Consider the following 13,532-nt stretch of genomic DNA (forward strand, 5'->3'; position numbering starts at 1 on the left):
TTATGCCAGCCTTACGGCCGGCGGTTGCAGTTTGGTGGTGCGGAGCCAATGTCGTCGGCTAAACGACGCGCCCCTTCCACCGCGATTGTTCCGGGCTTTGAGCCGGAACCTTGATCAGGTCTTTTCGACCTGACCAAATTCTAGATCAACGGGTACGGCACGTCCGAAGATGGACACTTCGACCTTCAGGCGCGAACGCTCTTCGTCCACTTCCTGCACGAAACCGTTAAACGAAGCAAACGGTCCATCGGAAACGCGGACCTGCTCGCCGATTTCGTAAGAAATCGAGGCTTTCGGCCGCTCGACACCTTCCTGAACCTGCATAAGGATGCGGTTGGCCTCGGACTCAGTGATCGGAACAGGCTTGGAGTCACCGAGGAACCCGGTAACCTTTGGCGTGTTCTTGATAAGGCTGAATACAGCGTCGGTCAGATGAGCCTTCACGAGGACGTAACCGGGGAAGAACTTCCGCTCGGCATCCACCTTACGACCACGACGAACTTCGACAACCTTCTCGGTCGGAACGACGACCTGCTCGATCTGGTGGGCGAGCCCCTTCTGGTTCGCTTGATCCAGAATCGACTCGGCTACTTTCTTTTCGAAATTCGAATAAGCGTGGACAATGTACCAACGCATTGCCATGAAAAAAATTCTCCCTTCGCCGCCAGATTCAGATGCTGATTCCGAGAATCAGATTGATCACCCACGACATGAGCTGATCCGCAGCAAAAAAGAACAGCGCAGCCATCGCAGCGAAAATCAGGACCATCACCGTCGAGATGGCTGTCTCGCGGCGCGATGGCCATGTCACCTTCGCCGTTTCAGACCGCACCTGCTGCAGAAACGTGAAAGGATTCGTGGTCTTGGACGACATATACCGCTCTTAATCTTTATTATAGCGCCCGAATAGCTTCAGGCAGAACCACCCTGTCTCACCTGGCACAGGATACAGGACTTCGAAAGGAAGTCACGAATCACACCGTTCCAGACACACGAGAAAGGCGCGTAAAGCAACATTACCGCTCCACGCACCGCGCATCTCGATTGCCTACATAGTTCCGATTCCCGTGGAACGCAACCCCTGTAAATAAATTGTAGAGTGGAAGATGGCAGGGGCAGCAGGGTTCGAACCCGCGACCTGCGGTTTTGGAGACCGCCGCTCTACCAACTGAGCTATACCCCTATGCGCTTTGATTGCGCCGCCTGCTTCTAGTGCGAGACGGAAAATGCTGCAAGCCAATTCTTCAGTTATTGGCTGTTTTAGCACCGGTTTCGGTGGATCAGAATCTGTGTCCGAACACCTCGCTGCGCGGGCCGGTATGTAGCCATTTTCACCCCAGAGCGCAACAACCTTCTGGGCGTTTTTGTCCGAAAGTTATCCCCAGGCGATTCAGGCGCAATCCGCGCACAACAATGGGTATGGAAGCAGACCCGCGCAAAAGAAAAGGGCAGCCGCGAAGGCTGCCCTGATCCATTCAGTCCAGCTGGGACCGATTACTCGGAGATCGAAGCTACGATGCCTGCACCGACGGTGCGACCACCCTCGCGGATAGCGAAGCGCAGGCGCTCTTCCATCGCGATCGGCACGATCAGCGTCACGTCCATGGTGATGTTGTCACCAGGCATGACCATCTCGACGCCTTCCGGCAGTTCGCAAACGCCGGTCACGTCCGTCGTGCGGAAGTAGAACTGCGGACGGTAGTTGGTGAAGAACGGCGTGTGACGGCCACCCTCTTCCTTCGTCAGGATGTAGGCTTCAGCCTTGAACTTCGTGTGCGGCTTGACCGAACCCGGCTTGCACAGAACCTGACCGCGCTCAACGTCCTCACGGCCGATACCGCGGATCAGAGCACCGATGTTGTCGCCAGCCTGGCCCTGGTCGAGCAGCTTGCGGAACATTTCAACGCCGGTAACCGTCGTCTTGCCGGTCGGGCGGATGCCGACGATCTCGACTTCTTCACCGACCTTGATGATGCCGCGCTCAACACGACCCGTGACAACCGTACCACGGCCCGAGATCGAGAACACGTCTTCGATCGGCATCAGGAACGGCAGGTCAACCGGACGCTCAGGCGTCGGGATGTAGCTGTCGACAGCGTCCATCAGGGCGCGAACTGCGTCTTCACCGAGCTCCTTGTTGGAGTCTTCGAGAGCAGCAAGAGCCGAACCCTTGATGACCGGAATGTCGTCGCCCGGGAATTCGTACTTCGACAGAAGCTCACGAACTTCCATTTCAACGAGCTCGAGCAGCTCGGCATCGTCAACCTGGTCGCACTTGTTCAGGAACACGACCAGCGCCGGAACACCAACCTGGCGAGCGAGCAGGATGTGCTCGCGGGTCTGCGGCATCGGGCCGTCAGCAGCCGAAACCACCAGGATCGCGCCGTCCATCTGGGCAGCACCGGTGATCATGTTCTTCACGTAGTCGGCGTGGCCGGGGCAGTCGACGTGTGCGTAGTGACGGTTGGCCGTCTCGTACTCGACGTGCGACGTGTTGATGGTGATACCACGAGCCTTCTCTTCCGGCGCGTTGTCGATCTGGTCGTACGCGCGGAAGTCACCGAAGTACTTCGTGATTGCCGCCGTCAGCGACGTCTTGCCGTGGTCAACGTGACCAATCGTGCCAATGTTCACATGCGGCTTATTGCGCTCAAATTTACCTTTAGCCATTTGCGAATACTTCCTCAGGCGACATTATTAGGGTTGTAGTTCGGCGGCGATAGCGGGATTGCCGGTAAAATACAAGCCCCTTTGGGCTTTATGCGGGGGTTCGTTCCATCCGCCGGGCGCGCAGGTGAAAGCCTGTCTGCGACCGATTTTTTCAATGCACCGCTCCTGTATGCCAGTATGAGCAATTTTTTGCTCAGGCATAAAAAACCATGGCGCTTTCTGCTAAGTATTTGCCAATAGCAGCGAAAATTATTCCTCTATTCGCCTCTGGCAGTCCAGTAAACTGGGGACAGATACAGCATGTACGTCTCGCGCGCTGACGCGAGCCTGGCACCCGAGCTGGCGCATTGCTCGCGAGCCTGGTGGCCGCTTAGCAATAGGTAATCAGATGTCTAGTCAAACTGCCTACGGCCGGCCTCGGGAGGCCAAGCCGTTCTATCGTTCTTTCGGGTTTCAGGTTCTTGTGGCCATGGCGCTCGGCCTCGTCCTGGGTTTCATCGCTCGCGAAATGGGCGCGGGACCTGACGGCACGCCCAACTGGCTTGCCCAGACCCTGCAAACGGTGGGTTCGATCTTCGTGCAGTTGCTGCGCGCCCTCGTCCCGCCATTGATCTTCACCGCCATCGTGGCTTCGATCAGCAACCTGCGTGAACTGTCGAACGCGGCGTCCCTCGTCTGGCAGACACTGCTCTGGTTTGCGATCACCGCGCTGATTGCCGTGGCGATTGGAATCACCCTTGGCCTGCTTATCCAGCCCGGCACCCGCGCGCTCATCGATGAGGCCGCTGCCCGCGCACCCGCTTCAACCGGGTCCTGGCTCGACTTCCTCAAGGGCCTGATACCGGTCAACATGATCGGGCTGGAAGCGAAAACACAGTTGAAGGACGCGTCGGCGAGCACATCGCTCAACTTCAATGTGCTGCAGATCGTGATCATCTCGATCGTTGTGGGCATTGCAGCGCTGCGTGTTGGGCCGGCAGCCCAGACCTTCCTCGACTTCAATCGCTCGTTCCTGGCGATCGTCCGCAAGATCCTCTGGTGGGTGATCCGGCTGACGCCGATCGGCACCGTTGGTCTCCTTGGCAATGCCGTCGCCCAATACGGGTGGCATACGTTGGGCCAGCTCGGCTGGTTCTCTGCCGCCGTCTACATTGGTCTGGCGATAGTGCTCTTTGTGGTCTACCCGGTGCTGCTCGTCGCGAACGGGCTGAACCCGATCCGCTATTTTGCGGGAGCATGGCCTGCAATCCAGCTCGGTTTTGTATCGCGCTCCTCAATCGGCACCCTCCCCGTCACCGAGGCTGTGACCGAGCGTGAGCTGGGCGTTCCACGCGAATATGCAGCTTTCGCCGTGCCGCTTGGTGCAACCACCAAGATGGATGGCTGCGCCGCCATCTATCCGGCGATCGCGGCGATCTTCATCGCCGAGTTCTACAACGTGCCGCTGGCGCTGCAGGACTATTTTCTCATCGCCTTCGTCTCCGTCATCGGTTCTGCTGCAACTGCGGGACTGACCGGTGCGGTCGTCATGCTGACGCTGACGCTCTCGACGCTTGGCCTTCCGCTACAGGGCGTCGGCCTCCTGCTCGCCGTCGATCCGATTCTCGACATGGGGCGCACGGCAGTGAACGTCGCCGGACAGGCGCTGGTCCCCACGATCGTATCGAAGCGGGCGGGCATCCTCGACCAGTCCGTCTACGACAACACAGGTAGCGGCGACATTCTTGACATTGAGCCAACGCCCGCGCACGCGTGATGACGAACGAAGAAAAAGCCGCGACCTGCGGCTTTTTCATCTATATGGTGGAACCATTGAGGTTTCCGGGCGTTTGGGGCACTCTCCAGGAGACTAACCAATGCAGACAATTCCATTCGGTTCCCCGGTTCATATTCGCTGCGCCAATCAGTCCGTAACCAGCATTCATTCCGCCAAGGAAGGCTTTGATTTTCTCCTGGGCTGTCAGTCTCACGACGGTCCGCTGTTTGAGAGTGCACTGGAAGCCTGCTTTTCGGCGCTAGCCAATCCAGACCATACGAGTGACGCCCGCCGCGGCCTGATCGCCTTTGCACATGCGCATGGCTACCTTGCGGAACTCGAGAAGCCGCAGACGGGCGCCCGCAAGCTCCGCATCACCTGGCGCAGTGCAGCCGCCAGAAGGGCAAATAGCGCCTATCGCGTTGGGCAGTGACATATCAGAGCAGAGCAGACCGCTGTTGTCGGTCTGCGCAATTTACCTGGAACCCTGCTGTTTGATATTCTCGCCAACAGCTTCCAGAGCGTCACCCAAGCCCTCCATCGGGGCTGCGAATTCTATACGTCCGACCGGTTCTGCATCGAACGAGATTCGGATCTCAAGCTTCTCGGTTATATGTTTGCGTATCTGCGGACCAACCGGAATTAGGGCTGAACAGGTGCGCTGAGTACAATCGGCTGTTGTGGAAAATTTGGCGTCCCCGTCGAAGGTGAGAACGACCTCACCGCCTTTGCCCACAGCGGCTGGCAGGGTCGCTAACATCTTCGGCTCGCCGGTGTCGGAAGCAGCCATCGCCCAGGAAAAGATTGTCCCGGCCCCCTCGATCGCGATCTCCTGCCGCACATTGCAGATCCTCTGCTTCTTCTTCAGATCCTCGTCACAGATCAGCGTCCAGTTCCTGAAAGGTTGGATTGATCTGCGGAAACTTCCGAGTTCCACACCCTGAGGCGGCTGCACTGACGATGGGACGACCACGAAAGACGGACCGGCCGGAGCTGCGGTCGCTGCCCCGGCCATCAAGAACCCCGCAATGAAGGTGTTTCTGAAAAGTCCCATCAAACTAGTTCAGCGTGAAGCTTACACCTGCAGCAACGCCCCACTTGTCGCCAGTGGTTACACCGGTGAGGTTGGTGCGGATCCTCTGGTCCATGGAAGTGTATCCCGCACCGAAGGCCATGGCGCCATAGTTGTTCCACACGCCACCGCCAGCGGCAATGCTGAGCTTGCCAGCACGGTCATCAAAGCGGAGGGAAGAGGCTGCCAGACCGACAGCGCCGGCCTTGCCCGCCTGGCTGTTGATCTCGGAGCTCAAGTTGGCGAGCCCACCGTTAAATTCCGCGCTCAGCTGCGACAGCCTGTCGTCCACCGCGCCGAAAGCAGAGCCGACATTGTCATAGCTTGTGCCCTGGATTTGATAGGATGGCGCGGAGATCGTGCCGTCGAGCTGCACGGTCGATCCGCCACCGAAGGCAGACGCGACGCTGCTGGAAATGGCATGGACCTGCGAACCATTCACTGCGTCATAGGAATTCGCTGCAACAGTTCCGGCGCGCACGTTACGGATCAGCACGGGAGCATCGCCCACATCGCCCTGACCGAGCGTGATCTGCGTGTAATCAACTGCGCCACCCGTGGTGTCGTACTTGACCGCGGAGTCACTCACCGCCCTTAGCTGCTTCACGTTGACCGCATCATTGTCCTGCGTACCAGAGGCGACACCCGTGATGGTGCGATTACCTGTCGCCGTGCCTATGGCAACTTCGCCAACGCTCGACTCGGTGGCCGAGAGGCCAAAACCGTTATAGTTGCTTTCAGCCCCCCGCTTTGTCGTGGACTGGAAGCCAAGAGCCACCGAATTATTGTGGCTAGCGACCGAATCCCTGCCGATAGCCGCCGCATTCGTGGTGTCGTCTGTAACCGACGCACGATGACCAACAGCGAGCGAACCAGAGGCTCCGTCACCAATTCTGGCTGCCTGACCGATCGCGGTGGATTCCTGAGAATTGGCACCAATAATTGCGGTGTTCCCGACAGCGGTGCTGCTGAACGAACCGCTGCCTATGTTGGACCGCGTTCCGATTGCGGTGCTGTCTCGCGCAGATCCTGTTCCCTGGCCGATTTTCGCATCAAAACCGAGGGCAGTGCTCTGTGAAGAATTGGGACCTACTTCCGCCCCGTAGCCAATTGCCGTCGACCACTCATTGCCAGGAGCAATGTTAGTCCAACCGTCGCCAATCGCAACGTTGGTGTTACTTCCCCCATCGTTAGCCCCAGCACCCGCTTGATATGCCTGTGCAGCGGTAGCGCTCAATGCCACGATCGCGCAGACAGCTGCGCCGTTTAGAAAACTCTTCATGTCCCCCTCAACAGATCACCAAAAATTAATATGATTAATCATCCACATTATTATTGGTCATACAAGCAGCTGTCTGACATGCCCAATTTGTTTATTCGATGGTGTTGCGAATTCGCCATAAGCGTAGCCACATACTTCGAATGGAGGATAACCCTTCGCATCCTTCAGATAAGTTGGAACGCATCGCTCCGGGTTGGGTTGGGTGTACAACAGTCAACTGTGGAGGAATGAATGTCCCCCGACGAACCACGAGACGGCAAACCCGGCACGACGGATCAGTTTCCCCGCTGGGAAGGCCCTGAAGAAAACCGCCCGTCCGGATACTTGCCCGCCAAAGACAATCCGGAGGGCAAGCCCGCCCGCGACATCGAGAAGGACTATCCCCTACCCGCATTCATCGAGAAACTGAGGCGGCTCGCCGATGCACTCGAGAACGGGCAGCGCTTCCAAATCGACATCGCCGGAGAACGCATCAACGTTCCCGCCCGCGCCCACTACAACATTGCGTACGAACGCGGTGGCGGCGAAGAGGAGATCGAGTTCCAGATCACCTGGTCCGAGATCGAGCGCTAGAGCAGTTCCTGGAACAGTGGGAACCGGTTTTCCGTACGGCACTGCGAGACAACGAAGACGTAGAGCAGTTCAGAGTTTCTCTGAACTGCTCTACTGCGTTGCAGCTGACCGCCTGCCCACGTGTAACGTCGCTCACTACCCCTACTATCCATATTGCCATGCACCGAATTTGGGTTGAACATGGCGCAAACGGTGGTGGGGACCAACATGGGCGTTCGCAAATACGTTCAGTTTACGGATCTGTCGCATTGGGACGATGACAGCATTGTCGTCGTGCACGTTCTTCCAAGCGGAATGGCGAGGGTACGGCTGCGCACGGATCAGGATCAGTCGGAAGAACTGCCGTTGGGCGAGGCGCTGGAGCAGGCCCGATTCTCGCTTAATCTCCCGATTCGCGAGCAGGTGGCCGTCTACCTGGAAGACGATTCCCTATGGGAAGATCGCTACGGTGAACTCGTCCGCTACGAGGCGTGATAGAGGGACGACGAGAAATTGGGGAGATCGAAGACTGGAGCGGGTAGCGGGAATCGAACCCGCATATTCAGCTTGGAAGGCTGCTGCTCTACCATTGAGCTATACCCGCGTCCGGAAGATGGTGGAGGGTGCTGGATTCGAACCAGCGTAGGCTGAGCCAACGGATTTACAGTCCGTCTCCTTTAACCACTCGGACAACCCTCCATAGCACTTGCCGGAACAAGTACTTAACTGGAAACAACCTTGCCGTTACGAAGCAATGTCGCCGTCCGGAATGGCCGCGTTATGGCGATCCAAAGCGCACCTGTCAACGGGGGGTGATGCAGAAATCGCAACAGCCGGGTTTCTTTTCACAGGGGGCTTCGCTTTTCACATAGGCGCAGCCCCATAGCTTCGCTATAGGGAGGTCATGAGTGACGAAAAGAAATACACCACCCCCAAGGACAGCCACTATGCACGGCTGAGGCGCGCCCACCGCGACAACCAGTCGAAGGGCGAACCCCGCCGCCGCAACCGCCCGGCACTGCCCGGAACTGCCGCACCGGAAGGTCTCGTCCGCCTTTATGGGCTGCACACGGTTCGCGCGGCGATGGACAACCCGAAGCGGAAAATCCGCTCCATGTTCATCACGCGCAACGCCGCGCAGCGCATGGAGCTTGGCGATCCGGCCGCCCTGCCCTTCCCCGTGGAAATGGTAGAGCCGAAGGCGATCGACCTTCTGACGGGCACCGACGCCGTCCATCAGGGCGTGCTGATCGAAGCAGAACCCTTGCGCCCCAAATCCTTGGCGGCATTGGGTGATACGCCGCTGGTGCTGGTCCTCGACCAGGTGACCGATCCGCACAATGTTGGCGCCATCATGCGCTCTGCCGTGGCATTCGGCGCTGGTGCGCTGATCACGACGGCCCGCCACAGCCCGGAAGAATCAGGCGTCCTGGCAAAGGCGGCCTCCGGCGCTCTGGAACACATCGACCATATCGAGGTCCGCAACCTCGCGGCAGCCATCGAAGAGCTGCATGGCCTCGGCTTCTTCACCGCCGGTCTTGATTCGGAAGGCCCTGCGATTCTCGAAGAGACGCTGCAGGGCGAGCGAATCGCGCTTGTGCTGGGCTCTGAAGGCAAGGGCCTACGCCAGAAGACGCGTGAGACCGTGAAGGCTCTTGCGCGGTTGGATATGCCGGGAGCGATCCGCTCGCTCAACGTTTCCAACGCAACCGCCGTGGCGCTCTACGTCGCCCGACGCACGCTTTCTGGCGCTTGAACCGACGGAACGCAACCAAACCACGCCTTTGAACGTTTTCCCGGCTAATCCTCCGCCCTGCGAAGGCAAGGCGGACTGTTGCTGTCGGGGAAACGGGCGGTTCTCCGGGCAAGGCTGGAGAAAACTCAATGGCGCCTCCTCGCTACTGGAAAGGCTATCTCAAGCTCTCGCTTGTGACCTGCGCGGTCTCGCTGACGCCCGCCACCTCCCCTTCCGAGAAGATCCGGTTCCACACGATCAACAGCGAGACCGGCAACCGGGTGCGCAGCCGCTATGTGGATGCCGAGACCGGCAAGGTCGTATCCGACAAGGATCAGGCCAAGGGTTACGAGATCGAGGAAGGCCGCCAAATCATCCTGGAAGAGGATGAAATTGAGGCGGCCGCCGTCGAAAGCACCCGCACGATCAACATCGAGCAATTCGTGCCGGCCGATTCGATCGACTGGATCTGGTACGATTCGCCCTACTACCTCCTGCCCGAAGACGATGTAGCCGAAGAAGCCTTCGCGGTGATCCGCGAGGCCATGAAGGCAACTGATACGGTCGGCATCTCACGGCTGGTGCTCGCCCGTCGTGAGCGCGCCGTGATGCTTGTGCCCCGCGACAAGGGCATTGTGCTCTGGACGCTGCGATACGGTGATGAAGTCCGTGAGGCCGATGAAATCTACGGCAAGGCGCCGCAGAAGTCCGGCGAGAAGGAGATGGTTTCCCTCATCCAGACCCTGATCAAGGACAAGACGGTCAAATGGGAGCCTTCACTGGCGCAGGATCCTGTGCAGGATAAGCTCAAGGACATCATCGCAGCTAAGGAAAAGGACCAGAAGAAGAAGCCATCCAAGAAGAAGAAGGACGACGATGATGAAATTGAAACGCCCAACAATGTCGTCAGCATCATGGATGCATTGAAACGATCGATCGACAAGGAAAAGAAGGGCAAGCGCTAAAGCAGTTCCAGGAAAAGTGGGAACCGGTTTTTCGTCTGGAACTGCGCGAGAAAAGTCAGTTCCAGGCAAAGTGGGAACTGGTTTTCCGTTCGGAACTGCGCGAGAAAAGCCAGTTCCAGGAAGTGGGAACCGGTTTTCCTATTGCAACTGCGATGTCATAAAGAACATCCGCTTACTTCTTCTTAGGCTTCGGCAGGGCCACCGCAGCCTTCCAGAAATCTTTCCATGGATCATCGACGGCAAGCCGTTGGACTGCATTCTCGACGGTGAAATAGGCGGGGCCAATGTCGGGGGAAAGCTCGTCCCAGGCCAGCGGCATCGAGACCGGAGCTCCATCTCGCGAACGGGTCGAATACGGCGCAACTGCGGTTGCCCCCCGCCCGTTGCGTAGGTAATCGATCAGGATCTTGCCCTTGCGCTTGGCCTTGGAAACCGTGGCCACGTAACGAGAACTATCGTCCTCCGCCATTGAGTCGGCAATCCCCTTGGCGAAGGCTTTCACATCTTCCCACGGGGCCTTGGGCTTGAGCGGCGCCACCACGTGCAGACCCTTTCCGCCCGAGGTCTTCACGAAGCTCTTGAGGCCGCAAGCTGCGAGCCTTTCGCGAACCTCGATCGCCGCTTCGATCACCTCCGGCCACTCGACGCCGGGACCCGGATCGAGATCCATGTTGATCCAGTCGGGCTTTTCGAGGTTCTTCAGATTCGCACCCCAGGGGTGGATTTCGAGCGTCCCGCCCTGCACGAGCCCGATCAGCCCCTTGAGGTCCTTGATGGCAATGACCGGTTCATCATCCTCCGGATCCTTGGCGAGGATGATGTCCTTCGATTGCCCCTTCCATGCATGTTTCTGGAAGAAGCATTGCCCTGCTGCACCGTCCGGGCAGCGCACCAGCGCCAGCGGCCGGTTCACGACGAAGCTTTCCATCCGCGGCCAGACCTGGACGTAATACTCGGCAAGCCCCTGCTTGGTGACGCCTACATCCTCCCAGTAGACCCTATCCGGATGGGTAAGCCGGACGTCCGGCAGTTCGACTGGTTCCTGCACTGGTCCTCCCTCCGATTCTCGGACGATCTCCTGCGGGCTCTTGTCCTCCCGAAGACCCTGGAACGCCGCATGGCGGATGATATTGTCGGCGGTCCAGACCTGAAACTCAACTTCAGCCACGAGTTCCGGCTTCACGAACTGGAGGTTCTTGGCTTCCAGCGTTGTCAATTTTTTCTTTGTCGGAGTTTTGGCAGCCTTCAGTTTCGACAGCTTGCCGAACAGCTCCTTGGCCGTTTTCTGGGTGAAGCCCGTGCCAACGCGTCCGGCATAGATGAGATCGCCCTTGTCATAATAGCCAAGCGCCAGCGACCCGATGGCAGTGCTGGACGTGGTCGAAGGCGTATAGCCGATGATCACGAACTCCTGCCGCTTCGAACACTTGATCTTCAGCCAATTGCGCGAGCGACCGCTGCCATAGGCTGCGTCGGCAGTCTTCGAGATGATCCCTTCGAGGCTGAGCTTGCAGGCATGGTTGAGAACCGTCTGGCCGTCCTCCTCGAAATGCTCGCTGAAGCGCAGTACCGGGTCTGCCGAATGCAGCAGAACCTGCAACGTGCGCTTCCGCTCAGTCAGCGGTGCACCCCGCAGGTCCATGCCATCAAGGTGGAGCAGGTCGAACGCATAATAGACCATTCGGTCGGTGCGCCCTTCCGAAAGATCTGCCTGCAGGCTGGAAAAGCTCGCAACCGCGCCATCGCCTTCGACGATAACCTCGCCGTCAAGGATCGCCTCATCCACCGGCAACTTCTTCAACGCATTCGCCAGATCCTTGCCGAACCGCTCCGTCCAGTCGAGCCCGCTCCGGGTAAAGAGTTTTACCTTACCCTTCTGGATATGCGCCTGGATACGATAGCCATCGAACTTGATCTCGTGGAGCCATTTCGCGCCCGATGGCGGCGTCTTGGCGAGCGTGGCAAGCGCGGGCTCAATGAAGCCCGGCCACTTTGCCTTTTTGGCCTTGGCTGGGATGGGAAGCGCGGTCTCTTCCGTCTTGAGCTTGCCCTTTTTGGAAGACCAGCCGGGCTTCTCGTCAGCCACTTCCTCGACAACCCGTCCGGTCTTCACGGACTCCGGACGCTCCTCAAGGATATCGGGCTCGCCTTCGGCACGGGCGAATTCGTCGGTCGCCTTGATCAGCAGCCAGTTTTCCTTTTCGCCCTTCTTCTGACCCATCCGGACGAGATGCCACTCGCCAGACAGCTTCTCGCCCTTGAGGCGGAAGTCGATATGACCCTTGGCATAGCCCTTCTTGAGGTCGCCGACCGGCTCCCAGGTGCCACGATCCCAGACAATGACGGTGCCGCCGCCATATTCGCCCTTCGGGATCGTCCCTTCAAAGCTGCCGTATTCAAGCGGGTGATCTTCCACATGGACGGCGAGCCGCTTTTCGCCCGGCACGAGGCTCGGCCCCTTGGTGACGGCCCAGCTTTTCAGCACACCGTCCATCTCGAGGCGCAGATCGTAGTGCAGCCGCCGCGCCGCATGTTTCTGTATGACGAAGCTGAGCTCTGCAGCCTTCTTGCGCCGCCGTGTTGAAGCGCCGCGTGGTTCGGGCGTGGAGCCAAAATTGCGTTTGCTGTGATAGGTCTCGAGCGCCATTTAGCTCGCTTTCCGGCGTGTTGACGCTGCCTTGCTGTTTGAAGCCGCGCGTTTGCCCTCCACCGCCTTGGCGGCTTTCGCGCTCTCGCGCAGGGCATCGAGCAGATTGACGACCTTGGCCTCGCGCTTGCGCGGCGGCACCTTGATCTCCTTGCCCTCGGCTTTCGCCTTGATGAGATCGGCCAGCGCCTGATCGTAGCGGTCATCGAAGCTGCGCGGATCGAAACTGCCCATCTTCGTTTCGATGATGTGCTTCGCCAGATCGAGCATCTCGCCTTCGATCTTCATCTCAGGCAGTTCCTTGAAGATCTCCTCGGCGAGCCGTACCTCATAATCGTAGTTGAGCGTGTTGGCGACGAGCCCCTCGCCTTCGGGCCGCAGGATCAATGTCCGCGCCTTCTTGAAGAGCACGGCCTTGCCGACGGCGGCCACCTTCTGGCGTTTCATGCCCTCGCACAGCACTGCAAAGGTCTCGCCCAGAATGCCGCCGGAGGAAGCCAGATAATACGGCTTGTCGAAGAAGACCGTGTCGACATCCTCAGCCGGCACAAACCCTTCGATGGTGATGGTCTTGTCGTTGTTGGGGAGAGCTGCGGCGATCTCGTCCGGGTGCAGGATGATGTACTGGCCCTCGCCAGTCTCATAGCCTTTCACCTGGTGCTCGCGATCAACGACCTTGGACGTATCCTCGTCGATATACTCGCGGCTGACCCGGTTGCCTGTCTTTCGATTGATAATGTGAAAGGAGATCCTCTTCGAGGTCGTCGCCCCGGCATAAAGAGAGATCGGCAGAGCCAGCTCAGCCAGCTTTATATAACCCTTCCACGTCGCTCGTGGCGCCATGGTACGCACT

General features: G+C 58.7%; 13 protein-coding genes and 3 tRNA genes. 6 read left to right on the forward strand and 10 right to left on the reverse strand.

Annotated features, from left to right (window positions below; genetic code table 11):
* Positions 1 to 114: 114 nt before the first annotated feature.
* From nusG to tuf, 4 genes are all read right to left on the reverse strand, one after another.
* Positions 115 to 642 carry a transcription termination/antitermination protein NusG gene (nusG, locus tag IEX27_RS03210; RefSeq protein WP_188719475.1) on the reverse strand — a complete coding sequence of 176 codons (528 nt, stop codon included), beginning with the start codon at positions 640 to 642 and terminating at the stop codon, positions 115 to 117.
* A 28-nt stretch (positions 643 to 670) separates the two neighbouring features.
* A complete protein-coding gene (gene secE, locus IEX27_RS03215; protein ID WP_188719476.1) occupies positions 671 to 874 on the reverse strand; it encodes a preprotein translocase subunit SecE in 204 nt (67 codons plus the stop codon).
* A 233-nt stretch (positions 875 to 1,107) separates the two neighbouring features.
* A tRNA-Trp gene (locus tag IEX27_RS03220) sits at positions 1,108 to 1,183 on the reverse strand.
* Positions 1,184 to 1,494: 311 nt separating this feature from the next.
* Entirely contained in the window at positions 1,495 to 2,670 is a 1,176-nt protein-coding gene (gene tuf / locus IEX27_RS03225) for an elongation factor Tu (RefSeq protein ID WP_188719464.1), read from the reverse strand.
* Between the two features lie 388 nt (positions 2,671 to 3,058).
* On the opposite strand from tuf, the gene IEX27_RS03230 reads away from it, so the two are divergent.
* Both IEX27_RS03230 and IEX27_RS03235 read left to right on the forward strand, forming a co-directional pair.
* The gene (locus IEX27_RS03230) at positions 3,059 to 4,426 is read left to right on the forward strand and encodes a dicarboxylate/amino acid:cation symporter (RefSeq protein WP_188719477.1); all 1,368 of its coding nucleotides are present in this window, start codon (positions 3,059 to 3,061) and stop codon (positions 4,424 to 4,426) included.
* 100 nt (positions 4,427 to 4,526) lie between these two features.
* Entirely contained in the window at positions 4,527 to 4,859 is a 333-nt protein-coding gene (locus IEX27_RS03235; RefSeq protein ID WP_188719478.1) for a DUF982 domain-containing protein, read from the forward strand.
* Between the two features lie 42 nt (positions 4,860 to 4,901).
* Here the strand turns inward: IEX27_RS03235 and IEX27_RS03240 are convergent, their stop codons facing one another.
* Positions 4,902 to 5,441, reverse strand: a complete 540-nt coding sequence (locus tag IEX27_RS03240) for an invasion associated locus B family protein (RefSeq protein WP_188719479.1) — start codon at positions 5,439 to 5,441, stop codon at positions 4,902 to 4,904.
* A 43-nt stretch (positions 5,442 to 5,484) separates the two neighbouring features.
* Positions 5,485 to 6,780, reverse strand: coding sequence for a YadA-like family protein (locus IEX27_RS03245; protein WP_188719480.1), 1,296 nt, complete (start codon positions 6,778 to 6,780; stop codon positions 5,485 to 5,487).
* Between the two features lie 324 nt (positions 6,781 to 7,104).
* Between IEX27_RS03245 and IEX27_RS03250 the strand changes: the two genes are divergently transcribed.
* On the forward strand, positions 7,105 to 7,353 hold the full coding sequence (locus IEX27_RS03250; protein WP_244630209.1) for an amphi-Trp domain-containing protein: 249 nt from the start codon (positions 7,105 to 7,107) through the stop codon (positions 7,351 to 7,353).
* A 180-nt stretch (positions 7,354 to 7,533) separates the two neighbouring features.
* Positions 7,534 to 7,827, forward strand: a complete 294-nt coding sequence (locus IEX27_RS03255) for a hypothetical protein (protein ID WP_188719482.1) — start codon at positions 7,534 to 7,536, stop codon at positions 7,825 to 7,827.
* 35 nt (positions 7,828 to 7,862) lie between these two features.
* On the opposite strand, the gene IEX27_RS03260 is transcribed toward IEX27_RS03255, so the two are convergent.
* Positions 7,863 to 7,936: transfer RNA gene (locus IEX27_RS03260), tRNA-Gly, on the reverse strand.
* A gap of 10 nt (positions 7,937 to 7,946) precedes the next feature.
* Positions 7,947 to 8,031 (reverse strand) — tRNA-Tyr (locus tag IEX27_RS03265).
* A 205-nt stretch (positions 8,032 to 8,236) separates the two neighbouring features.
* Between IEX27_RS03265 and IEX27_RS03270 the strand changes: the two genes are divergently transcribed.
* Both IEX27_RS03270 and ku (IEX27_RS03275) read left to right on the forward strand, forming a co-directional pair.
* Positions 8,237 to 9,088, forward strand: coding sequence for a TrmH family RNA methyltransferase (locus IEX27_RS03270; RefSeq protein ID WP_188719483.1), 852 nt, complete (start codon positions 8,237 to 8,239; stop codon positions 9,086 to 9,088).
* A gap of 128 nt (positions 9,089 to 9,216) precedes the next feature.
* Positions 9,217 to 10,032 (forward strand): non-homologous end joining protein Ku, encoded by an 816-nt coding sequence (gene ku / locus IEX27_RS03275; RefSeq protein WP_188719484.1) that lies wholly within the window; start codon positions 9,217 to 9,219, stop codon positions 10,030 to 10,032.
* Positions 10,033 to 10,204: 172 nt separating this feature from the next.
* On the opposite strand, the gene ligD is transcribed toward ku (IEX27_RS03275), so the two are convergent.
* Together ligD and ku (IEX27_RS03285) are read right to left on the reverse strand one after the other, a co-directional pair.
* Positions 10,205 to 12,679, reverse strand: a complete 2,475-nt coding sequence (gene ligD, locus IEX27_RS03280; protein ID WP_188719485.1) for a DNA ligase D — start codon at positions 12,677 to 12,679, stop codon at positions 10,205 to 10,207.
* The gene (gene ku, locus IEX27_RS03285) at positions 12,680 to 13,522 is read right to left on the reverse strand and encodes a non-homologous end joining protein Ku (protein ID WP_188719486.1); all 843 of its coding nucleotides are present in this window, start codon (positions 13,520 to 13,522) and stop codon (positions 12,680 to 12,682) included.
* Positions 13,523 to 13,532: the final 10 nt, after the last annotated feature.

The sequence above is a fragment of the Nitratireductor aestuarii genome, assembly GCF_014641695.1.
Taxonomy (GTDB): Bacteria; Pseudomonadota; Alphaproteobacteria; order Rhizobiales; family Rhizobiaceae; genus Chelativorans; species Chelativorans aestuarii.